At 68.5% G+C, this 20,392-nt stretch carries 21 protein-coding genes; 8 read left to right on the top strand and 13 right to left on the bottom strand.

The features are described from left to right. Positions 1-90 precede the first annotated feature (90 nt). Entirely contained in the window at positions 91-432 is a 342-nt protein-coding gene (locus APZ21_RS11125; RefSeq protein WP_054813213.1) for a DoxX family protein, read from the top strand. A 58-nt stretch (positions 433-490) separates the two neighbouring features. Here APZ21_RS11125 and APZ21_RS11120 read toward each other — a convergent pair whose 3' ends face one another. From APZ21_RS11120 to APZ21_RS11110, 3 genes are read right to left on the bottom strand one after another with little or no spacing between them, the layout of a single operon-like run. Then, the gene (locus tag APZ21_RS11120; RefSeq protein ID WP_054813212.1) at positions 491-1,756 is read right to left on the bottom strand and encodes an acyl-CoA dehydrogenase family protein; all 1,266 of its coding nucleotides are present in this window, start codon (positions 1,754-1,756) and stop codon (positions 491-493) included. Between the two features lie 8 nt (positions 1,757-1,764). Next, positions 1,765-2,766, bottom strand: coding sequence for a phosphotransferase family protein (locus tag APZ21_RS11115; protein ID WP_054813166.1), 1,002 nt, complete (start codon positions 2,764-2,766; stop codon positions 1,765-1,767). Further along, entirely contained in the window at positions 2,766-3,062 is a 297-nt protein-coding gene (locus tag APZ21_RS11110; RefSeq protein WP_054813165.1) for a hypothetical protein, read from the bottom strand. Before APZ21_RS11110 ends, APZ21_RS11115 begins: the two co-directional genes overlap by 1 nt. A gap of 190 nt (positions 3,063-3,252) precedes the next feature. Between APZ21_RS11110 and APZ21_RS11105 the strand changes: the two genes are divergently transcribed. Beyond that, positions 3,253-4,920 carry an acyl-CoA synthetase gene (locus tag APZ21_RS11105; protein ID WP_054813164.1) on the top strand — a complete coding sequence of 556 codons (1,668 nt, stop codon included), beginning with the start codon at positions 3,253-3,255 and terminating at the stop codon, positions 4,918-4,920. 118 nt (positions 4,921-5,038) lie between these two features. Here APZ21_RS11105 and APZ21_RS11100 read toward each other — a convergent pair whose 3' ends face one another. Then, complete coding sequence (locus tag APZ21_RS11100; RefSeq protein ID WP_054813163.1) at positions 5,039-6,136, bottom strand: NAD(P)H-dependent amine dehydrogenase family protein; 1,098 nt, start codon at positions 6,134-6,136, stop codon at positions 5,039-5,041. Positions 6,137-6,372: 236 nt separating this feature from the next. Between APZ21_RS11100 and APZ21_RS11095 the strand changes: the two genes are divergently transcribed. Then, positions 6,373-7,110, top strand: a complete 738-nt coding sequence (locus tag APZ21_RS11095) for a glucose 1-dehydrogenase (RefSeq protein ID WP_054813162.1) — start codon at positions 6,373-6,375, stop codon at positions 7,108-7,110. 759 nt (positions 7,111-7,869) lie between these two features. Next, positions 7,870-8,817 (top strand): fatty acid desaturase family protein, encoded by a 948-nt coding sequence (locus tag APZ21_RS11090; RefSeq protein ID WP_054813161.1) that lies wholly within the window; start codon positions 7,870-7,872, stop codon positions 8,815-8,817. A 697-nt stretch (positions 8,818-9,514) separates the two neighbouring features. Here the strand turns inward: APZ21_RS11090 and msrA are convergent. The 3 genes from msrA to APZ21_RS11075 all read right to left on the bottom strand — a co-directional run bounded on the left by msrA (position 9,515) and on the right by APZ21_RS11075 (position 11,155). Continuing rightward, positions 9,515-10,030: a peptide-methionine (S)-S-oxide reductase MsrA gene (msrA, locus tag APZ21_RS11085; protein WP_054813160.1), complete on the bottom strand. Its 516-nt coding sequence runs from the start codon at positions 10,028-10,030 to the stop codon at positions 9,515-9,517. Further along, positions 10,027-10,479 carry a peptide-methionine (R)-S-oxide reductase MsrB gene (msrB, locus tag APZ21_RS11080; protein ID WP_054813159.1) on the bottom strand — a complete coding sequence of 151 codons (453 nt, stop codon included), beginning with the start codon at positions 10,477-10,479 and terminating at the stop codon, positions 10,027-10,029. Before msrB ends, msrA begins: the two co-directional genes overlap by 4 nt. 67 nt (positions 10,480-10,546) lie before the next feature. Then, positions 10,547-11,155 (bottom strand): winged helix-turn-helix transcriptional regulator, encoded by a 609-nt coding sequence (locus APZ21_RS11075; protein WP_054813158.1) that lies wholly within the window; start codon positions 11,153-11,155, stop codon positions 10,547-10,549. Between the two features lie 87 nt (positions 11,156-11,242). Between APZ21_RS11075 and APZ21_RS11070 the strand changes: the two genes are divergently transcribed. Continuing rightward, positions 11,243-12,460 (top strand): pyridoxal phosphate-dependent aminotransferase, encoded by a 1,218-nt coding sequence (locus APZ21_RS11070; protein ID WP_275426198.1) that lies wholly within the window; start codon positions 11,243-11,245, stop codon positions 12,458-12,460. Positions 12,461-12,546: 86 nt separating this feature from the next. Here APZ21_RS11070 and APZ21_RS11065 read toward each other — a convergent pair whose 3' ends face one another. The 4 genes from APZ21_RS11065 to APZ21_RS11050 all read right to left on the bottom strand — a co-directional run bounded on the left by APZ21_RS11065 (position 12,547) and on the right by APZ21_RS11050 (position 16,121). Beyond that, complete coding sequence (locus APZ21_RS11065; RefSeq protein WP_239476578.1) at positions 12,547-13,506, bottom strand: antibiotic biosynthesis monooxygenase; 960 nt, start codon at positions 13,504-13,506, stop codon at positions 12,547-12,549. Then, on the bottom strand, positions 13,503-14,906 hold the full coding sequence (locus APZ21_RS11060) for an amidohydrolase family protein (RefSeq protein ID WP_054813157.1): 1,404 nt from the start codon (positions 14,904-14,906) through the stop codon (positions 13,503-13,505). The genes APZ21_RS11065 and APZ21_RS11060 overlap by 4 nt, the downstream gene beginning before the upstream one ends. 164 nt (positions 14,907-15,070) lie before the next feature. Further along, positions 15,071-15,649 carry an HdeD family acid-resistance protein gene (locus APZ21_RS11055; protein ID WP_054813156.1) on the bottom strand — a complete coding sequence of 193 codons (579 nt, stop codon included), beginning with the start codon at positions 15,647-15,649 and terminating at the stop codon, positions 15,071-15,073. A gap of 61 nt (positions 15,650-15,710) precedes the next feature. Further along, positions 15,711-16,121, bottom strand: a complete 411-nt coding sequence (locus APZ21_RS11050; protein WP_054813155.1) for a VOC family protein — start codon at positions 16,119-16,121, stop codon at positions 15,711-15,713. Positions 16,122-16,309: 188 nt separating this feature from the next. Here APZ21_RS11050 and APZ21_RS11045 point away from each other — a divergent pair, with 188 nt between their 5' ends. Beyond that, a complete protein-coding gene (locus APZ21_RS11045; protein WP_156370963.1) occupies positions 16,310-17,290 on the top strand; it encodes a glycosyltransferase family 9 protein in 981 nt (326 codons plus the stop codon). Positions 17,291-17,533: 243 nt separating this feature from the next. Beyond that, positions 17,534-18,604, top strand: a complete 1,071-nt coding sequence (locus tag APZ21_RS11040; RefSeq protein ID WP_307586252.1) for a hypothetical protein — start codon at positions 17,534-17,536, stop codon at positions 18,602-18,604. Here APZ21_RS11040 and APZ21_RS11035 read toward each other — a convergent pair. Beyond that, entirely contained in the window at positions 18,576-18,929 is a 354-nt protein-coding gene (locus tag APZ21_RS11035) for a hypothetical protein (RefSeq protein ID WP_169812052.1), read from the bottom strand. The two genes, APZ21_RS11040 and APZ21_RS11035, sit on opposite strands and share 29 nt — an antisense overlap. Positions 18,930-19,165: 236 nt before the next feature. Here APZ21_RS11035 and APZ21_RS11030 point away from each other — a divergent pair, with 236 nt between their 5' ends. Next, the gene (locus tag APZ21_RS11030) at positions 19,166-19,501 is read left to right on the top strand and encodes an RNA polymerase-binding protein RbpA (RefSeq protein ID WP_054813153.1); all 336 of its coding nucleotides are present in this window, start codon (positions 19,166-19,168) and stop codon (positions 19,499-19,501) included. A gap of 66 nt (positions 19,502-19,567) precedes the next feature. On the opposite strand, the gene APZ21_RS11025 is transcribed toward APZ21_RS11030, so the two are convergent. Further along, positions 19,568-20,350 carry an ABC transporter permease gene (locus APZ21_RS11025; RefSeq protein WP_054813207.1) on the bottom strand — a complete coding sequence of 261 codons (783 nt, stop codon included), beginning with the start codon at positions 20,348-20,350 and terminating at the stop codon, positions 19,568-19,570. Positions 20,351-20,392 lie beyond the last annotated feature (42 nt).

The raw sequence follows: 20,392 nt of genomic DNA, 5'->3' as shown, positions 1-20,392 counted from the left end.
GAGGCCACCGACGTGGGCCAGAAGAAAGACAGCGACAGCGTGGCGCCCGGCGCGGCGGGCACCGCGAAGACCGCCCGACGCCTCGCCGCGATGCTCATCGGCGTCGGCGTCATGCACTTCGTCGCCCCCAAGGCATTCGATTCGGTGATCCCGCGCCAACTGCCCGGCAGCCCGCGGCTCTACACGCACGGTTCCGGTGTGGCCGAACTGGTGGTCGCCGCCGCACTGCTGCGGCCGTCGACCCGCCGTCTCGGCGGCAGACTCGCGGAATGGCTGTTCATCGCCGTCTACCCGGCCAATATCCAGATGGCCGTCGACTGGGTGCGCAACGAGCAGATGCCCGCGCCGCTCAAGGCCGCCGCGGTGGCCCGGCTCCCGTTCCAGATCCCGATGGTGCTCGCGGCGCGCAAGGTGCGCCGCGATTCGATCTAGTCCCTTGTCGAGGCCGTCCCCGCTCCCCCGGGGACGGCGCGATCGGCCGGTTCGGCGATCAGCCCACGCCCTTGGGGTTGGCGCGATCCATGAATCCGAACAGATATCCCGCGACCCGGCGCATCTGGATCTCCTCGGCGCCCTCGGTGATCCGGTAGCGCCGGTGGTGACGGTAGATGTGTTCGAAGGGCACGTGCCGGGAATAGCCGAGTCCGCCGAAGACCTGCATGGCGCGATCGGCGGCCTCGCAGCACAGCCGATTCGCCCAGTAATTGCACATCGACACCTGTTCGGAGGCCGAGAAGGTGCCGTAGCGGTCCATCGACCACGCGGTCTTGTGGATCAGGGTCCGCAGCATCTCGCATTGGGTGTGCAATTCCACCAATGGGAACTGGATCGCCTGATTCCGAGACAGCGGCACCCCGAACGGTTTACGCGTCTTGGCGTAGGCGACGGCCTGATCGATACAGAACTGCGCGGCGCCGAGACTGGACGCCGCCTGCCTTATGCGGTTCTCGTTGAAGAAATGCTGGACGACGGCGAGTCCGCGCCCGACCTCTCCGAATACCGCGGAGTCGGGCACGCGCACGTCGGTGAGCGATATCCGGGCGTGGTCGGTCGGCATGTTGAAGGTCCACAGATATTCCTCGACCCGGAATCCCGGCGCGTCGGTCGGGACCAGGAACGCGGTGATGCCCGCGCTGTCGCCGGGGTTCCCTGCGGTCCGGGCGAAGATGAGATCGGCCGCGGCGACATGGATTCCGGTATTCCAGGTCTTCTCCCCGTTGATGACCCAGTCGTCGCCGTCGCGGACCGCGACGGTCTCCATATGCGTGGCATCCGACCCGTGCGCGGGTTCGGTGATGCCGAAGGCGAACATTCGCCGACCCGCGGCCAGATCCTCGAGCCATTCCGCGCGCTGGGCAGGCGAGCCGTATTCCAGCATCAGCAACAGCCCGACATTGTTGCCGACGATCGCGTGTTCGTTCTGGAGATCGCAGTGCAGGCCGAGTCCGCGCCGCGCCAGATGTTCCCGGATCACCGCCATGCCGAGATTCGTGCCGTCCCGGCCGCCGTATTCGGCGGGCAATGGATAACGCAGATGGCCCGCCGCGTCCGCGCGCCGCCGCGATTCGGCCAGCAGTTCCTCCCATTCGGCATTCGGCAGGCCGCCGCGCTCCCAGTCCGTGCGCGCGTCCTCACGCCGGTGGTCGAAGAACCGGATATTGTCGTCGGCCTGTTCGAGGGGCCGGATCTCGCGTTCGATGAAATCGTCCAGCTCGCCGAGATAGGCGACCAGATCGGCGGGTAATTCGAAGTCCACGGACACTCCTATGACACGGTCGGTCGGATCTGCATGAGCAGATCCCATTCGATTTCCGACACCCGGCGGCCGCTCGCGGCCATGACGATATCGCGAGTGTCGCCCTTGCTGTAGGAGGCCGCCTGACCGGCCAGCAGTACGCCCCAGGCAAGGGTCGACGCCGTCTTCCACCAGCGGAATCGGTCGAGGTCGAAAACGCCGCCCGCGCGCTCGTAGGCGGCAACGAACCGGGCACGGTCCACCAGCCCGCCGAATTCGCGGGCGTCCGCGCCGAATCGCCACATCCGCAACATGGGCCAGGCGACATCGCGCATGGGGTCACCGTGGCGCTGGGCGCCTTCCCAGTCCAGCACCGACCGCAGGCCGTCGGGGCCGACGACGATATTGCCGACCCGCAGATCGCTGTGCACGATCGCGCGCCGCGGCGGCGGATCGGGAATGCCGCGTTCGAGCGCGCGCAGCGCGTGGCGCACCACCGGGCGGTCCCACAGCAGCGTCTCGGCCCCGCCGCGGACCTCCTCGAGCAGCGCCCGGGCCGGGTCGCCGTCGAGTGCTCCCGGCAGGCGTCGCGGAGCCGACGCCGGGTCGATGGCGTGCAGGTGCGCCATCGCCTCGGCCACCTGGTCGGCGACCCGCTCGGCGATGCCCTCGGCCTCGATCAGGCGAAGCACGCGGCGCGGCACGGTCTCGCCCTCGACGCGCTCGGACACCAGGAACGGCGCGCCGAGCGGTTCGCGATCGGTGCAGCAGGCGATCACCCGCGGGGTGGGTACACCGTTGTGCCGCACCAATTCACGGATCTCCGCCTCCACGTCGATGGGGACGAGTTCGACATCGGCGGGCACGATCGTGGCGACCAGCGCCAGCGTCCGGTCACCGAGATCGGCGTCGAAGGCGATATTGCGCCGTCGCGCGCCCGCCGACAGCGGGGTGACCGCGCCGATCTCGACCCCGCGGCCGCATTCCGCGGTGAGGAAGCGCGACATACCGGCGGCGAATTCGGCGGACATCACTCGTTCTCCCACGCGTCGTAGCCGGGTTTGGCCACGGCGAGATCGCGGCGGACCTGATCGGCGAGGGCGAGCCAGGTCTCGGGATCGAGGTCGCCGTCGTCGTCGGGATCGGTCCGCGCGCCGTACGCCGTCACCGGCAGCGCCTCCCATTCGCGCCGCAGGATGCGCGCGATATTCGCCCCGACGCGCGCCGAATGCCGCGCGCCCTCGGGGAGTTGCGGCAGCAGTGTCTGTTCGAGCAGTTCGGCCAGCGCCGTGAGCAACTCCGGTGCTGACGGTCGGTTCTGCGACATGATCGGGCCCTCTCGGCGACATCATCGGCGCCGTCACCCCGCCCAGCGGAGTCCGTCCGACGGCTTGCCACAATATGTTAACGCCAATTCTCAGTATGCTATACCCTTCCGGGTAGTCGGATCCGCGTAACCGTCGCCGAGGCGACCGGACCGGACCCGCGCCCGACTCGACCGGAGGTTTTCGGTGAAGATGACAACACGGACCCCGTTCCTGGCGCTGCGATCGGTGACAGATGCCGTCGCGGCCGTCGGCGTCCTCGGCAAACGCGGCATGATCGAGCCTTGGCGGCCGGGTGAGACGCTGCGCACGATGCGCGACGCGGAGGTGTACGGCCCCTTCGTCACGGTGCTCGCGCACGGTGCGCGCCGCTTCGGATCGGCCCGCGCGATCATCGATGAACGTGGACCGCTGACCTTCGACCAACTGGACGCTCGATCCAACGCACTGGCGCGCGGTCTGGCCGCCCGCGGCATCGGACCGGGCGCGGTGATCGCGGCACTGTGCCGCGACCACCGCGGCATGGTGCTGACCCTGCTGGCGGCGGGCAAACTCGGCGCGCGAGTGGTGCTGATGAACACCGGTTTCGCCGCACCGCAACTCGCCGATGTCGCCGCCCGGGAGAAGGTCGGCGCGATCCTGCTCGACAGCGAGTTCCTCGGCCTGCTCGCGGCCGTTCCCGAAACCGTGCCGCGCATCCTCACCTGGGTCGACGCCGAACACGACGTCGACCCGAACATGCCGACCGTCGACGCGCTGGTCGACGCGAACGCCTCCGCGCCGGTGCCCGCACCCGCCCGTCCCGGCGGCATCGTCATCCTCACCAGCGGCACCACCGGAACACCAAAGGGCGCACCGCGCGACAAGGTATCCCCTCTGCAATCGGCACAATTCCTCGACCGGATCCCGTTGCCGCGCAACGACGTCATGGTCATGGCCGCCCCGATCTTCCACGGGACCGGCCTGTCGCAGTTCACCCTCGGACTCGGACTCGGCAATACGGTGGTCTTCCGGCAACGCCGCTTCGATCCCGAACGCACATTGGCCACGGTCGCCGAATACCGCGCCGCCACACTGGTTGTGGTGCCGACCATGTTGCAGCGCATCATCGATCTCGGCGAACAGGTGCTCTCGCGCTACGACACCTCCTCGCTGCGGGTCCTGTTCGCCGCGGGCTCCTCGGTGTCCCCGGATCTTAGCCGCCGTACCGCCGAGGTGTTCGGCGATGTGCTCTACAACCTGTACGCCTCGACCGAGGTCGCGGTGGCGGCGGTCGCCACCCCGCAGGACATGCGCGAGGCGCCCGGCACGGTGGGCCGCCCGCCGGTGGGCTGCCGGGTCGCCATCTACGACGAGCAGCGCCGCAAGATCACCACCCCCGGTGTGGTCGGCACCATATTCGTATCGAGCGGACTCAGTTTCGCCGGATACACCGACGGGCGCACCAAGGAGATGGTGGACGGTCTGATGTCCAGCGGCGACGTCGGTCATTTCGACCGGGAGGGCCGCCTGTTCATCGACGGCCGCGACGACGAGATGATCGTCTCCGGCGGCGAGAACGTCTATCCGCTGGAAGTCGAGAACCTGCTGGTCGACCGGCCCGATGTCCTGGAGGCGGCGGTCATCGGCGTGGACGACCGCGATTTCGGCAAACGCCTGCGCGCGTTCATCGTCCCGGCGCGGGACGCGGCCCGCGACCCACAGGAGATCCGCGACTACGTCAAGGCCAACCTGGCACGGCACAAGGTCCCCCGCGATGTGATCTTCCTGGACGAACTGCCGCGCAATGCCACCGGCAAACTGCTGCGGCGGCAGTTGCAGACCTACGCCGAGGACACCGTCGGTGACGCCGCGCCGTGACGAAAGCCCGATCCGCTCGCGCGGCGCGCGCACCGGCGGCCGCGGGTAGCGATCGGTCGCCGCTGCGGCGCGGCGACCGATCGAATGGCGTCCGGCTCGCCCGTCGTGCCCGACGGCGTCAGGCGACCGGCCGCGCGGTGGCGGGCGGTGCGTAGACGCCCTTGCCGGTGACCAGTGGCAGATCCAGGGTGGTGCGGATACCCGGTGGCGCCGCGACGACGACGGGCACCGCGTTCACTATGCGGCCCGCCGCGGCGACGATGGCGGCGTGGTTGTGATCGCCTGCCCGACTGGTCGGGCAGATGTCGACGGTGTAGGAGGGCTCACCGACGATCTCGACCCGGTAGGAGCCGCCTGCCTGCGCGGGCCGCGGCCAGTCGGGGCACAGATCCTCGCGCAGCCGGGTCACGTGCTCGATCACGATTGCCGGATGCCCGGCGACCATGCCGCGAATCTCGAAGCGCAGCGCGGCCACGCCGCCGACCGGCACCGTGCCGACCGCGATATCGAACGCCTCGGTGGCGGGCACCCGTTCGTAGCTGTCCACGATCTCGTCTACCTCGATGCCGAGTCCGGCCGCGAGCTGGCGGATGGTTGTGCCCCAGGCGATGCCGAGCACGCCCGGCTGCAACAGCATCGGCACCTCGTCCATGGGCCTGCCGAAGCCCATCACGTCGAACATGACGGTGGAGCCGTCGTAGGTGGCGTAGTCGGCGATCTCCATACAGCGCACCTGCTCCACGCGGTGACAGGTACCGGCGAAGGCCAGCGGGATGAGGTCGTTGGCGAATCCCGGGTCGACGCCGGTGATGAACACGCTCGCGCCGCCGCGCTCGGCGGCCTCCTCGATGGCCGCGAAATACTTGTGCGGCAAGACCTTCCACGGGTACTGCAACAGTCCGGGAGCCGAACCGACGATATCGACGCCCGCTTCGAGTATGCGGCGACAGTCCTCGAGCGCCTCGTGCAGACGGGTATCGCCCATGGCGCAGTAGACGACGCAGTCGGGGCGGGTGGCCAGGACCGCGTCGAGGTCGCCGACGGCGGTGATGCCGGTCGCGATGTCGAGTCCGGCCAGTTCACCCGCGTCCTTGCCCACCTTGGACTCGGTCGAGACGCACACGCCGGTCAGTTCGAGTTCGGGGTGGGTGAGGATGCCGGCCAGCGCCAACCGACCGACATTGCCGGTGCCGACGTGAGCTACACGGACTGACATTCGGGATCTCCTGTGTTATTGGCGGCGCCTTCGGCGCCGCGGGTTCGCGGCCCTCGGTGTCTCGCGTCCGAGCGGCCGATACTCGCGCCTGCGGCGCATTGTCTCGGCCGCTCGGACGCGAGACGGCCGCGAACCGGTTGCTCGTCTAGTGGTGGTTCGGTCGGCGGAGTTCCGCCGGCTCCTGTTCTAGACATGTGTCTAGAACAGGTTCCAGTTCGTATGTTAGCGTGACGGCCATGGGACGTGTAGAGGGCAAGGTCGCGATCATCAGCGGTGGTTCACAGGGAATGGGCGCGGCGCACGCGCGCCTGCTCGTCGCGGAGGGCGCGCGCGTCGTCATCGGCGACATCCTCGACGACGAGGGCACGGCGCTGGCCGAAGCCCTCGGCGACGCGGCGCGCTACGTCCACCTGGACGTCTCGCAGCCTGATCTGTGGGACGCCGCGGTGGCCGAGGCCGTCGACTCCTTCGGCAAGCTGGACGTGCTCGTGAACAATGCGGGCATCGTCAACGGCGGGCCCATCCAGCGCTTCGACCTGGACAAATGGCGCAAGATCCTGGACGTCAACCTCACCGGCACCTTCCTTGGCATGCGCGCGGTGACCGATCCGATGATCGCCGCGGGCGGCGGCTCGATCATCAACGTCTCCTCCATCGAGGGCCTGCGCGGCGCGCCCTGGGCGCACGGCTACGTGGCCTCCAAGTGGGGCGTGCGCGGTCTGGCCAAATCCGCCGCGCTGGAACTCGCGCCGCACAAGATCCGGGTGAACTCGCTGCACCCGGGACTCATCCGAACCCCCATGACCGAGAACATCCCCGACGATCTGGTCACCATCCCGCTCGGCAGGCCCGCCCAGCCCGAGGAGGTCGCCACCTTCGTGCTGTTCCTTGCCAGCGACGAGTCCTCCTACGCCACCGGATCGGAATTCGTCGTCGACGGCGGACTCGTCGCCGCGGTGCCGCACAAGTCCTGATCCCCGGGGACGCGCGCGACGCCCGACCGGGGCGGTGGCCGTGGACGTCGGATCCCGCTAGCGTGGGAACGCGAATCCGAAGCCCTCGACGCCAGGAGGACCGAGTCGTTGTCGATGATCGCGGACGGCTGGTATTCGCGCTCTTCGCCACGGCGTACCCCCGGCTGCGCCGCGCCTCGCCCGCCGAGCGCGCCCGGGGCGTGCCGACACGCGCGGCGGTGCGCGAATAGGTAGCGGGTCATCGCGATCGGTCCGCGACGCACGGCGTCGAATGCCTCGGTTGCCGACGGCCGGCTCGTCGGCCGTCCTTTCCTCGCCCGCTCGGTCGAGTGCGGCCAGCCGTAGCCGGCTCACCGTCGACTCGCGCGGCTCATCGATCGCGGCGCGGCGGCCGAAGCGTGGCACCGGATGCCACCACGACCGCCCGCGCGAGTAGAACGGGTGAACCGGCCGGAAACGGCAGTTCTCCGCGAGGTGCCCCGCGAATCCCGGCTCGGTGTAGACCGAGTGAACAACTCGCGACCGGCAGCGCCACCGGACACCGCGTTCGCAGCCGAGAGAATTCCCCTCGTCCACCGAACCCGTTGCTCCACTGTTGTTTTCGCTATCCCACCGCCCACGACGCGCGCTTCGCGGACCGATTTCGGGCGCGCGCGGCGGCGATCGGCGCGCTGTCGCAGTCGCGGCGTTGGTGACACGATATGCGTCGGAGTGACAGCTCGACGCGCTAGATGAGGGCAGCTAGATGAGGGCAGCGGGATGAGGACTCTCGAGCGAGGGCGGACGCGAGCCGCGGACCGGTCGGTCAGCGTATGGCTGGCCGCGGCTGCCCTGCTCGTCGGACTGTGCCAACTGTTCGTACTGCCGCTGGCACTGTTGCCGGTCGACCGGGCATGGGGCTTGGCGCTGATACCGATCACGCTGTCCACCACGCCGTTCTGGTCGCTGATCCACGAGGCGATCCACGGCACGCTCACCCGGCGGCGCGCACTCAACGACTACGCGGGCCGCGCGCTGGCGATCCTCTACGGATCGCCGTTCGCCCTGCTCAAGGCGGGCCATCTGCTGCACCACCGCTACAACCGGACGCGCGAGCGCACCGAGATCTACGATCCCGCCACCTCGAGCAAACTGAAGGCCGCGCCCGGTTATTACCTGCGACTGTTCGGCGGACTGTATCTACTCGAGGTGCTGGCGCTGCTGCTCGCGCTGCTGCCCGCCGCCGCGATCCGCGCCTTCGGCCGCCGCGCCGACGAACCGGGCTCGGTCGCCGGTCCGGTCTTCGAACGCCTCGCCCAGGACCGGGTACTGCCCGCGTTCCGTGTCGACGCCGCCGCGGTGGTCGTGCTCTACACCGCGGCCTTCCTCGCCTACGGGGCCTACGGCTGGATGCTGCTGGCGGCACTGCTCGGACGGGCGTTCATCGTGTCGATCTCCGACAACGCCTATCACTACGGCACCGCGCTGGACGCCCCGCTCGACGCGCTGAACCTACGCATGCCGCCGCCGATGGAGTCGATGGCGCTCAATTTCAACCTGCACGGAGTGCACCACCGCCACCCCGGTCTGCGCTGGTACGAACTGCGCGGCGCCTTCCACGAGGAGGGCGGCCACTACGACGACGCCTGGTTCGCGGCGGCGGCCCGGCAACTGCGCGGCCCCCTCGCGCTCGAGCCCCCCGCGGAACCGGCCGCCGAGAACGCATAATTATCGGAATTTCGGCGACGAATCCATCACCACTCCAATATCCGACCCGTCGACGATCGAATAACACGCGGGCCCGCCGATACACGATCGAGCGGATTCTGTTCGAGAATTCGGTGAAATCACCCGACCACCTTCGCGATCTCGTCGACACACGAGCCGGACGGCCGTGACCGTATCGCCCGGAGCGGTGCCCACTCCGGCGCCCCGGAAAACCGCGAGCGATCATTCGAAACCCGATCCCCATCCGTCCGTGATTCTTTCGGCCGACCGCGTGGCAGCGTCGACACCAAGCGGCTGTGGGGTCTGCCGTGTCCCCGATCGATCGACCGACCACGCGGATGCTTCGCGAAAGGAAGGGCGGCAACCATTTCCCGTCTTCGAAATCCGATCGTGACGAGACCGGGCAGCCAATTAAGGATCGGCAACGAAGCCCGGAAACCCTTTTCCCCGAAAATGGACCGGCTTACCGTTTGAGTATCGCCGTCAGGTGGCGAAGGTGGGAATCCCCCCACCGCCGAGGATAGGAGATCACCATGAATGTGCTGCTCACGCTGATCACGGCGCTCCTCGACTCGCTCAGCGCCTCCTGATAGACCGCACCGTCTCCGGAATACCGACCGCCCCGACCCGTGGCCACGGGTCGGGGCGGTCCCGCATATGCCTGATCGGCCGCGAAATTCCGTATGGCGCGGTCGGATCAGCTCGCGGCGGTCCGGCGCCGGGGCAACTTCCAGTCCGGGCGCGGGTAGTGGCAGGTGTAGCCGTTCGGGTAGCGCAGCAGGTAGTCCTGATGCTCCGGCTCCGCCTCCCAGAACTCACCCGCGGGCGTCACCTCGGTGACCACCTTGCCCGGCCACAGACCGGAGGCGTCGACGTCGGCGATGGTGTCCTCCGCTATCCGCTTCTGCTCCTCGTCCAGGTAGAAGATGGCCGAGCGGTAGCTGGAGCCGATGTCGTTGCCCTGTCGGTCCTTTGTGGTCGGATCGTGGATCTGGAACAGGAACTCCAGCAGATCCCGATAGGAGGTTTGCGCGGGGTCGTAGACGATCTCCACGGCCTCGGCGTGGCCGGGGTGGTTACGGTAGGTCGGATGGTCGTTGCGCCCGCCGGTGTAGCCCACCCGGGTCGAGACGATCCCCGGACGCTTGCGGATCAGATCCTGCATACCCCAGAAACATCCGCCCGCCAGAATCGCGGTCCGTGTCTCGCTCACGCGTCCTCCTCGAAAATCGTCCTGTACTGACCGTAGCCCTGCGCCTCGAGGTCATCGAGGCGGATGAACCGCAGCGCCGCGGAGTTGATGCAGTATCGCAGTCCGCCCGCGTCGCGCGGACCGTCGGTGAACACATGTCCCAGATGGCTGTCCGCGCCCGCCGAACGGACCTCGGTGCGGATCATCAGATGACTGAAGTCGCGCTTCTCGACGACGTTGGCGGTGTCCAGCGGTTTGGTGAAACTCGGCCATCCCGTGCCGCTGTCGAATTTGTCGACCGAGGCGAACAACGGTTCCCCGGACACCACGTCCACGTAGATCCCGGGTTCGTGGTTGTCCCAGTACTCGCCCGTGAACGGCCGCTCGGTTCCGTTCTCCTGGGTTACGTGGTACTGCTCGGGTGACAGGGCGGCGGTCGCCGCGGGATTCCGGTGATATTCCCGTGCCACATGACCTCCTCGGATCGGCTCCCGATACAACAGCGAGAGCCGTACGGAAAGTCCCGTGCGACCGGAATCACACCGCGGGAGCCCGCAGCCGCGTCCACTGGGTCCGCGGTGTCACATCGGTCAGCGACCGGGCGCCGGTCACGACCTCGACGGCGGTGTCGAGATCGAGTTCCACCTGGAGATCGGCGGCCGCCGCGGGCCCGTCGCGGTGGCTGATTCCCGCGATGGGATCGACCACGACGTGGAAGACGGTCTCCCCGACCCGGACGGTGACGGTGCCGCGGTCGATCAGGGCGGCAATGGCCCGGCCGAGCGGCAGCGCGAACCAGTGCGCGCGCACGGCGTCGGTGCTGCGGCGCGGCGCGAGCAGCGGCGTACCCCACTGGGACAGCGCGTCGAGCACCGGCCGCAGCGCGGCGCCCGCGGGGGTGAGTTCGTAGACCGCGGTACTCGCCCGCGGACCCACCCGGGCGCGGGTCAGGATGCCCTCGTGTTCGAGATCCTTCAGACGTGAGGCCAGCACATCGGTGCTGATGCCCGGCAGGTCGGCGAACAGATCGCTGTATCGGCGCGGGCCCGAACACAATTCGCGGACCAACAGCAGACTCCAGCGGTCGCCGATCACGTCGAGGGCGCGGCTCACCGCGCAGTAGTGGTCGTAACTTCGGCGTGGCACGGGACCACTGTAACCTGCCACTTGGAAAAACCAAGCGCAAACTTGGCAAATCCAAGTACAGTAGCCCGCAGTCGTGTCGAGGAAGGGATGTCCATGCAGGTCAAACAGTCGAGCAAACTCGCGGGAGTGTCGTACGAGATCCGCGGTCCGGTGGCCGAGCACGCCGCACGGCTCGAGGCCGAGGGCCATCACGTGGTCAAACTCAACACCGGCAATCCGATGCTGTTCGGATTCGAGGCCCCGCCGGAGATCCTCCAGGACATCGTGCGCAATCTGCCCGGCTCGAGCGGCTACTCCTCGGCCAAGGGGCTGCTGCCCGCGCGCCGCGCGGTCGTGCAGTACTACCAGACCCTCGGCCTCACCGAGGTCGACGTCGAGGAGGTGTTTCTCGGTAACGGCGTCTCCGAGTTGGTCATGATGGCCATGACCGCACTGCTCGAGAACGGTGACGAAGTCCTCGTTCCCGCACCGGATTTCCCGCTCTGGACCGCGGCAACCACCCTCAACGGCGGTCGTGCGGTGCACTACATCTGCGACGAGGCCGCCGACTGGTATCCCGACTTGGCCGATATCGAGTCCAAGGTCACCGATCGCACCCGCGCCATCGTCCTCATCAACCCCAACAACCCCACCGGGGCGATCTATCCGCCGGAAGTCCTGCGCGGCATCATCGACATCGCGCGCAGACATCAGCTGGTCGTGTTCTCCGACGAGATCTACGACAAGATCCGCTACGACGGGTCCCAGCACACCGCCACCGCCACCCTCGCGCCCGATCTGCTGTGCCTGACCTTCTCCGGACTGTCGAAGTCCTACCGCTGCGCGGGATTCCGCTCCGGCTGGCTGGTGGTATCGGGTCCGACCGCGCACGCCGAGAGCTATCTGGAGGGTCTGACCATGCTCGCCGGCATGCGGCTGTGCGCCAATGTGCCCGCGCAGCAGGCGATCCAAGCCGCGCTCGGCGGCTACCAGAGCATCTACGATCTCACCCTGCCCGGCGGGCGGCTGCGCGAACAGCGCGACCGCGCCTGGGAGGCGCTGACCGCCATCCCCGGCATCACCTGCGTGAAACCCCAGGGCGCCATCTACGCCTTCCCCCGCATCGACCTGGACATGTACCGCATCGAGGACGACGAGCGATTCGTCCTTGACCTGCTGCTCCAGGAGAAGATCCACATCGTGCAGGGCACCGGCTTCAACTGGCCCCGCCCCGACCACTTCCGCATCCTCACCCTGCCACACGCCGACGACCTCGAGGCCGTCATCAACCGCATAGGCCGCTTCCTGGCGACCTACCGCCAGTGAACGCTCGGCCGCCGCGCGCAGACACGGTATACCGCAGGCCGTACGAGACCGCGTCGGCCGATGGCGACGCGGCGGCAGTGCCCGGATCAATCGTAATCCCAGTACTGCAACCAGGTTACGGAGGCGAACAGCAACAACGTGAGGGCGTAGAGGACGACGACCGCGGCGGCGCCCGCGAGGCTCACTCGCCGTCCCGCGCCGTCGACCGGGTCGAGCCAACGCCGGAAGCAGGCCGCGACGGCGGGTGAGAGCAGCCAGCTCATGAGGCCGACGCTAACGATCTGGCTCAGCCACATGCCCAACCACGGCGGGACGCCCATCCCGTCGAGCACCGGACCGAGGAATCGCGACAGGGTCATGACCGTCGGGTACAGCACCAGCAGCACGAGCATGGCGACCTTCCAGGTCGGTGTGACCCGGGTGCGGCCGTCGACGGTGCGAAGGGTGGATCCGAACGGTGTGGTGTGCGCGGCCACCACGAAGTCCTCGGTCAGTTCCGAGCGCAGATCCGGCAGGGCCGCGGCCCGCTGGGGCGAGGCCATCCACGCGGCCAGGTGCGCCGGGGTACGGAAGCGCAGCACCGACATCCAGCCGCCGGAACCAGCATCGCCGAACAGCGCCGCACTCTCGAAACCCGGAAAGGCGGCACTCAGTGCCACCAAACGTGCCTCCGTGGCGACGAATTCGGTCTCCTTGCCGGGGATCACGCTGTGGCGGAACACCCCGATGCCCGGCGGCGGCAGCTCCCCCGGCACCAGCACCAGATCGGTACCGCTGCGCTGGAATCCGCGACGCTGTCCCTCGGCGATCACCCGCGAGCGCGCCGCCGAATCCAGGAAGTCGTGCGCCTGCGCCGGGGTGCGGAAGGTGACGCTCAGTCCGGGCGCGAGCGGCGCCACGTCATCGACTGCACGCACGGATCGCACGAAACCCGGTGCCGCCGCGGCGATCTCGGTCAACTGAACCAGCCAGGCGTGAAAGCCCGCGGCATCGGCTCGGCGGTGGAACACGCTGACGGCAGTGGCGTTCACGGCCGCGGCCGTCACCGGTCGTCGATACGGCGGCCCTGCACGTAGACCTGCGCGACGGCGCGTTCGTCCAGGCCCATGAGCAGGGCGAACAGGGTCTGATCGCGGGCCGAGGCCGGTTCGTCGGACCGGATCCCGTGCGCCAGGGTGGCGGCGAGCGCGGGCGAGCCCGCCGGGTCCACCACCACGAAATCGGCCTCCTTGCCGAGATCGAAATTGCCGAACCGGTCCTCCATGTCGAGGGCACGCGCGCCAGCGAGGGTACCGGTGAACAGCAGTTGCGCCGGATGCAGCGAGATACCGTCGTCCCCCGGCTCGGAAATGTGCACCTTGAACGCGCTCGCCAGCACCCTCGGAATCGTCCATTCGTCGCCGCCGCCGTAGTCGGTTCCCGCGGCCACCGTGACCCCTGAGGCGATCGTGCGTCGCCACGGCATCGTGCCCGACCCAAGGAACTGCTGGGATACCGGGCAGTGCGCGATGGAGCATCCGGTCTCGGCCATGCGGGCGAGTTCGGCGTCCTGACAGTGCACGGCATGCGCGAGAATGCTGCGTCTGCCCAACAGGCTGCTGCCGCCGACCGCCGAACCGGGCAGGAAGCGCCCGTCGTAGGTGTCGAGATAGGACCGCACCTCGTACACCCGCTTGGTGGTGTCGACCTCGCCTGAGCCGGGCCGGGCGTTCTCGTTGAGGTGCGAGTGGAAGTACACCCCGCGATCGCGCACCGAGTCGTAGAGTTCGCCGAGGTTGTAGAGCGTCTCGCGGGTCACCGACAGCGCGAAGCGCGGCACGATCGCCACGTGCAGCAGCGCGGTGTCCACATCGCCGGTGTCGGCGGCATGCCAGGCGTCGATCTCGGCGCGGGTGGCCGCGACCACCTCCGATTCGCCGATCAGCAGCGGGGCCGTCGCCGCGTCGCCGGTGGTCTGGATGCCGCGCCCGCTGACCATGCGCAATCCGCGCCGGTGCGTCTCGCCGAACAGCGCGTCCTGCGCGTGCCGGAAGGCCGAACCGAAGACCATCGCCGCGGTGGTGCCCGCCGCGACGCGCCGGGCGCAGAATTCGGCGGCGGCCAGGCGGGCGAATCCCGGATCGGCGAAGCGGGCCTCGGCCGGATAGATGCACCGGGTCAGCCATTCCAGCAGTTGACCGCCGCCGTAAGCGTCACCGGCGTAGGTCTGCGGGAAATGAATATGGGTGTCGACGAATCCGGGCAGCAGATATCCGGGCCGGTGATCGACCACCGGCGCGACCCGCGCCTCGGCGGGCAGCCCGGCCCGGTCGCCGCAGTAGCGGATGCGACCGTCGTCGCCGATCAGCAAGGCGCCGTCGGGCACCGAGATCAGGGCCCGCGCCGCGTCCTGGACGGTCGGACGTCCGGCGACGTGGAATATGTGCCCCAAGTGGACTCGGCTCACCCGACGAGCACAACACAGAAAGTCCGGGCAATCTCGACATAGCCGGAAAAGGCATGTCTAGCTGGGGTTATTTCGGTGTGTCGCAGGGCAGGCGGCATCCGGCGGCACGGACGCGAGAACTCCGGTCGACACCGCGGCGCCGACCGGATGCCCGCCCGCCGTGGTCAGACGCCCGCGGGAATTCCCTTGGCGTCCTTGCGGATACCGAAGGCCGTGATCATCTCCATGACGCCGAGCACGATCAGCCAGATACCGGCGACCAGAACCAGCGTCGCCGTGGACGTGATCGGCCAGACGATCAGCACGACGCCCGCGATCGCGGTGAGCACGCCGAAGAAGATCTGCCATCCGCGCCCCGGCACCGGTTCCGAGACCGCGCCCATGAGGATCGCGATACCGCGGAACAGCCATCCGATACCGATCCACAGCCCGAGCAACATGATCGAGGCCAGCTCGTCACGGAAACAGAAGATGCCGATGATGATGCACAGCACACCGGTCACGAACAGCAGCACGCGCATCCCGGCACTGACACTGGTGCCGAACGCGGCGGCCAATTGCAGGACGCCGGTGACCACCAGGTATATGCCGAACAGGATGCCCGCCACGACCAGGGTCGGCCTTGTCCACACCAACATCATGATGCCGAGGACCACCGAAAGCAGGCCGATGACCATAACCGATTGCCAGGCAGTTTTCGCGAGCGTCTGCAAGGGACCCTCTAGCACACTGTTTGCGGTCATTACCTGATGTTATGCTGCACGCCACTGGTTTTCTGGAGATTTGCTACAGACGCGCCGCCGACTACCCCCGCGCGGCGATGTTCACCATCCAGGCGACGCCGAACTTGTCCTGGCACATGCCGAACTCGTCGCCCCACATCTGCTTCTCCAGCGGGACGCTGATCACCCCGCCCGTCGACAGCCGCTCCCACCACCCGCGCAGTTCCTCGGCGTCGTCACCGCTGAGGCTGACCGAGATACTGCTGCCGGGTGAGTAATCCATTCCGGGCGGGGTGTCGGCGGCCATGAGCGTGAAACCGCCGGGCGTCTCCAACATGCCGTGCATGATCAGATCGGCGCCCGGCGCGTCCTTGTCGCCGAATTCGCCGAAGGTGCTGAGGGTGAGCGTGCCACCGAAGATGTCGCGATAGAACTCGAGCGCCGCACGAGCGTTCTCGCCGAAGCCGAGATACGGATTGAGCCTGGAGACCATCGGTTACTCCTTGCTGTAGGGGCCGCTACCTGCGACATTACTGCGATCCACCCGGTCGTGCGATCGATATCACCGCACCGGGACGGGGTTTACCGCCGCGGGCGCGGGGGAAGTAATCGAGAGTGACCCTTTCCCCCTTTGCGACGGGTCGCGTCGGTTCGCGGGTCTCGGGTGGCTAGGAGTTGAGGGTGGCGGTAGTACTCGTGCTGCGGGCACGCGGACTCGGTGACTTGCTCACCGCGATCCCGGCACTTCGTGCGCTGCGCCGGGCCGAGCCGCGCGACCAGATCGTGCTGGCCGCCCCGCAGCGGCTCAAGCCGGTCATCGACCTGATCGCCTCGGTCGACACGATGCTGCCCACCGCCGAGCCCGCGGCGTTGCGCTGGGACGGCCCGCGTCCGCGGCTGGCGGTGAATCTGCACGGACCGGATACCGAGAGCATCGCCGTACTCACCGGGACCGATCCCGAACGGGTTCTCAGCTACCGCAATCCGGCCTTCCCCGATCTCGACGGTCCGGTGTGGCACACCGACGTGCACGAGGTCGAGCGGTGGTGTCATCTGCTCGAATCGGCCGGTATCGACGCCGACCGGCGCAATCTGGGTCTGGTGCCGCCGGTGTCGACCATCAGCCATCGCGATTGCGTCGTGGTGCACATCGGGGCGGGCGCGCCCGCGCGGCGCTGGCCGCCGGATCGGTTCGCGGCCGTGATCCGGCATCTGCTGGTGGTCGGGCGGGACGTGGTGATCACCGGTGACGAATTCGAGCGCGATATCGCCCTGAGCATCGCCGCGCGCGCCGGACTTCCGGTGGGCCGGGTGCTGGCGGGGGAACAGAACCTCATCGAGTTGGCGGCCACGGTCGCCGAGGCCGCGCTGGTGGTGTGCGGCGATACCGGCGTCGCGCAGTTGGCCACGGCCTTCGGCACCCGCACGGTCTTGATGTACGGGCCGAGGCCGCCGCACCACAGTGGACCGCCGCCGCACCTGCTCGGCAGGCACGCCGTGCTGTGGGCCGGTCGGATCGGCGATCCCGAGGCCGACACCCCCGATCCGGGACTGTTGCGCATCGGCGTCGCCGAGGTGGCCGACGCGGTCGACAGGCAACTGGCCAGGCGCACCTGGCCGGGTACCGAGCGCCGCCGCGCCCCCTACCGCCGGGTCGGCTGAGCGGACTCCGGCGAGCCTTCAGCACCGAGGGCACACCGTCCGTCCCCGAGCCGGCCGGCGGACTCGCGACCGGTGGCCGTGCCGGCTCTGCGATCCGGCACCTGGTTCACGCGGTCGATCCGAGGCTCACGCCAACCCCCTACCCGGGTTCGCCCGTCCGCCCGCGTGCGCTACCCCGGTACTACTCGCGAATGGCCCCGACGCGGGACGTGCCGCGGGGCCGCCGATTCCTACCGTCGGATCATGTCGACCATCGATTTCGATTCAGCGATAACGGATTACATCCCGGGACGGCGGCGCGCGAGACCGGTCTCCGACGCGACGCGACGCGGACGTCCGCACCGCCCCCTGCTCGGCACGGCTGCCGCGATGGCCGCGCTGGCGGCGGTCTCGACCGTCGGCATGATCGCCGACGACCGCATGGTGCTCGGGGAATCGGTCTGGTTGAAACCGTGGAAGTTCGGTGTCGCCTTCGCTCTCTACGGACTGACCCTTGCCTGGCTGCTCTCGCTGCCGCATCGCGGGCGCCGCGCGACCTGGTGGCTCGGCACCGTCTTCGCCGTCACCGGACTGATCGACGTCGGATTCATCGCTGTGCAGGCGACACGGGGCAGCTTCAGTCACTTCAACGACTCCGATACCGACACCGTCAACCGGATCGGGCAGCAGATCTTCCTGTCAGGAGTGCCCGGACTGTTCCTGGCGAATCTCGCGATCGTGCTCGTCCTGTCCTGGCAGCGACTGGTCGACCGGCCCACCACGGTCGCCATCCGCGCCGGGCTCGTACTCGCGGTGCTCGGCATGGCGCAGGCATACCTCATGGGATTCACCGGTCAGCAGCGCGTCCTCGACGCGCGCGGCCGTCCGGTGACCCTGCTCGCGGGCCACACGGTCATCCACCCCGCCGAACGCACCGACGCACCGCGCGATGCGGTCGGCATGCCGATCACGCACTGGAGCACGATCGGCGGCGACCTGCGCATCCCGCATTTCGTGGGGTTGCACGGCATTCAGATCCTGCTGCTCGCCGTCTTCGTTGCGGCCCGGCTGGCGCCCCGGTACGAGTGGTTGCGCGGTGCGCGCACCCGCGCCGAACTGATCGGCGTACTGGCCTTCGGCTACACCGGGCTGTTCGGTCTGGTGTTCTGGCAGGCGATGCGCGCCCAGTCGCTGGTCCACCCGGACGCCACCACCCTCGCGGTGGCCGCCGGACTGCTCAGCACCGTCACGGGGCTGATCGTGCTGGTCTATCTGCGCGGCAGGCGAGCGGTCCGCGGCGCGCCGGTCAGCGCAGCCGTTCGGCCTCTCGGGTGAGTTCGACCAGGGTCCGGCTCAGCACGGCCAGTTCGGCCACGTTCGCGCCCTCCTCGATGGCGGTCGCGATGTCCTCGGCGGCACACCGCGCCGCGAACCACCGATCTGCCAGATCCGCCGCCTCCTGCGCGCTGAGCACCACCGAATCGTCCGGGATGCCGGTGCCCTTGAGGCTGTTGCGGTGTTCGTAGGCGCGCTGGCGACAGGATTGGCGGCAGTAACGACGACGCCTGCCGGACTCCGATTCCACGATATGGCGCCCACACCAGAGACAGGACAGATGACGTTCCGCGGCGGCACTGCCCGACCCGGCTGTATGAGGCACGCCGCACACGATAGCCCCGCCCGCGGAGACCGCGCCAATTGATGTTGCGGTACTTGGCAATCCGTGACGCGCGCCGGGGCGAGCGCCGCGCGCGGGCGTCCGGGGACTACGATGACACGGTTCTCCGTCGCCGGGGCGGGAACTATTCGGGCAGGTCCGAGCGTTGAACCGATAATCCGCAGGGAATCAATGGTCCAAGCGCAATACAGACTCGAGCACACAGGGAGAGGCACACCATGGCAGATCGCGTACTCCGGGGCAGTCGGCTCGGAGCGGTGAGCTACGAGACCGATCGCGACCACGACCTGGCGCCGCGTCGGATTGCCCGGTACCGCACCGACAACGGCGAGGAGTTCGACGTTCCCTTCGCCGACGACGCCGAGATCCCTCCCACCTGGCTGTGCCGCAACGGCCAGGAGGGCGTCCTCATCGAGGGCACCACGCAGGAGGCCAAGAAGGTCAAGCCGCCGCGCACGCACTGGGACATGCTGCTGGAGCGTCGTAGCAAGGACGAGCTCGAGGAGCTGCTCAAGGAGCGTCTGGAACTGCTCAAGACCCGTCGCCGCGCCTGACGGCACCGCGAAACCGAAGGCCGCTTCCCCGAGGGGAGGCGGCCTTCGGCATGGTCCGGGCGGGTGTCAGTGACTGGCGACCTTGCGGTAGCGCAGCAGTGCCAGCGGCATGGCCACCGCCAGGATCACGACCGAGCAGATGACGGCGTAGAGCACACAATGCTCGGCGGCCCAGCCGGTGGCGGGGGCGAAGGTGGGCGGCGAGCCGTTGTCGAAGAGTTCGCGCCCCGCGCCCGCCACCGCGGTGATCGGATTCCATTCGGCGATGGTGCGCAGCGGGCCGGGCAGGGTCTGGGCCGAGATGAACGCCGAGGAGATGAACGACAGCGGGAACAACCAGATCAGGCCCGCGCTCTGGGCCACCTCCACGGTCGGCGACAGCAGACCGGTCAGCGCTCCCACCCACGACATGGCGAAGGCGAACAGCAGGATGATGCCGAAGGCCAGCGTCGCGTCGGCGAGGCCGCCGTTCACGCGCCAGCCGACGATGTAGCCGCAGCCGACCATGACGATCAGGCTGAGCACGTTCACCACCAGGTCCGACAGGGTGCGGCCCATCAGCACGGCCAGCCGCGACATGGGCAGCGTGCGCATCCGGTCGATGATGCCGGTGTGCAGGTCGCCTGCCAGGCCGACGGTGGTGAACGCGGCGTTGAAGGCCACCGTCTGCGCGAAGATGCCCGCGAGCAGGAATTCTCGGTACTGACTACCGCCCAGTGACGCGCCGAAGATATAGGCGAACAGGAATACGAACATCAGCGGCTGGATGGTCGCGGTGACCAGCAGCGTCGGCACCCGCAGGATGGTGAGCAGATTGCGGTAGGCCACGATCGCGCTGTCGCGGAAGATCCGCAACCGCGTCGCCGTGACCTCCACGCAGGCCGTCGGCTC

The organism is Nocardia arizonensis, from assembly GCF_001310275.1.
Classification (GTDB): Bacteria; Actinomycetota; Actinomycetes; order Mycobacteriales; family Mycobacteriaceae; genus Nocardia; species Nocardia arizonensis.
The sequence above is the reverse complement of the archived record's forward strand: the minus strand, read 5'-3'. Positions and strand labels throughout refer to the sequence as shown.

What these genes read in the sequence shown, in the direction of transcription:
- APZ21_RS11105 (WP_054813164.1), top strand. Translation starts at nt 3,253, where the DNA reads ATGACAACACGGACCCCGTTCCTGGCGCTGCGATCGGTGACAGATGCC.
- APZ21_RS11070 (WP_275426198.1), top strand. Translation starts at nt 11,243, where the DNA reads ATGTCCATGCAGGTCAAACAGTCGAGCAAACTCGCGGGAGTGTCGTAC.
- APZ21_RS11030 (WP_054813153.1), top strand. Translation starts at nt 19,166, where the DNA reads ATGGCAGATCGCGTACTCCGGGGCAGTCGGCTCGGAGCGGTGAGCTAC.
- APZ21_RS11050 (WP_054813155.1), bottom strand. Translation starts at nt 16,121, where the DNA reads ATGGTCTCCAGGCTCAATCCGTATCTCGGCTTCGGCGAGAACGCTCGT.
- APZ21_RS11055 (WP_054813156.1), bottom strand. Translation starts at nt 15,649, where the DNA reads ATGACCGCAAACAGTGTGCTAGAGGGTCCCTTGCAGACGCTCGCGAAA.
- APZ21_RS11040 (WP_307586252.1), top strand. Translation starts at nt 17,534, where the DNA reads ATGTCGACCATCGATTTCGATTCAGCGATAACGGATTACATCCCGGGA.
- APZ21_RS11095 (WP_054813162.1), top strand. Translation starts at nt 6,373, where the DNA reads ATGGGACGTGTAGAGGGCAAGGTCGCGATCATCAGCGGTGGTTCACAG.
- APZ21_RS11110 (WP_054813165.1), bottom strand. Translation starts at nt 3,062, where the DNA reads ATGTCGCAGAACCGACCGTCAGCACCGGAGTTGCTCACGGCGCTGGCC.
- APZ21_RS11125 (WP_054813213.1), top strand. Translation starts at nt 91, where the DNA reads ATGCTCATCGGCGTCGGCGTCATGCACTTCGTCGCCCCCAAGGCATTC.
- APZ21_RS11100 (WP_054813163.1), bottom strand. Translation starts at nt 6,136, where the DNA reads ATGTCAGTCCGTGTAGCTCACGTCGGCACCGGCAATGTCGGTCGGTTG.
- APZ21_RS11115 (WP_054813166.1), bottom strand. Translation starts at nt 2,766, where the DNA reads ATGTCCGCCGAATTCGCCGCCGGTATGTCGCGCTTCCTCACCGCGGAA.
- APZ21_RS11090 (WP_054813161.1), top strand. Translation starts at nt 7,870, where the DNA reads ATGAGGACTCTCGAGCGAGGGCGGACGCGAGCCGCGGACCGGTCGGTC.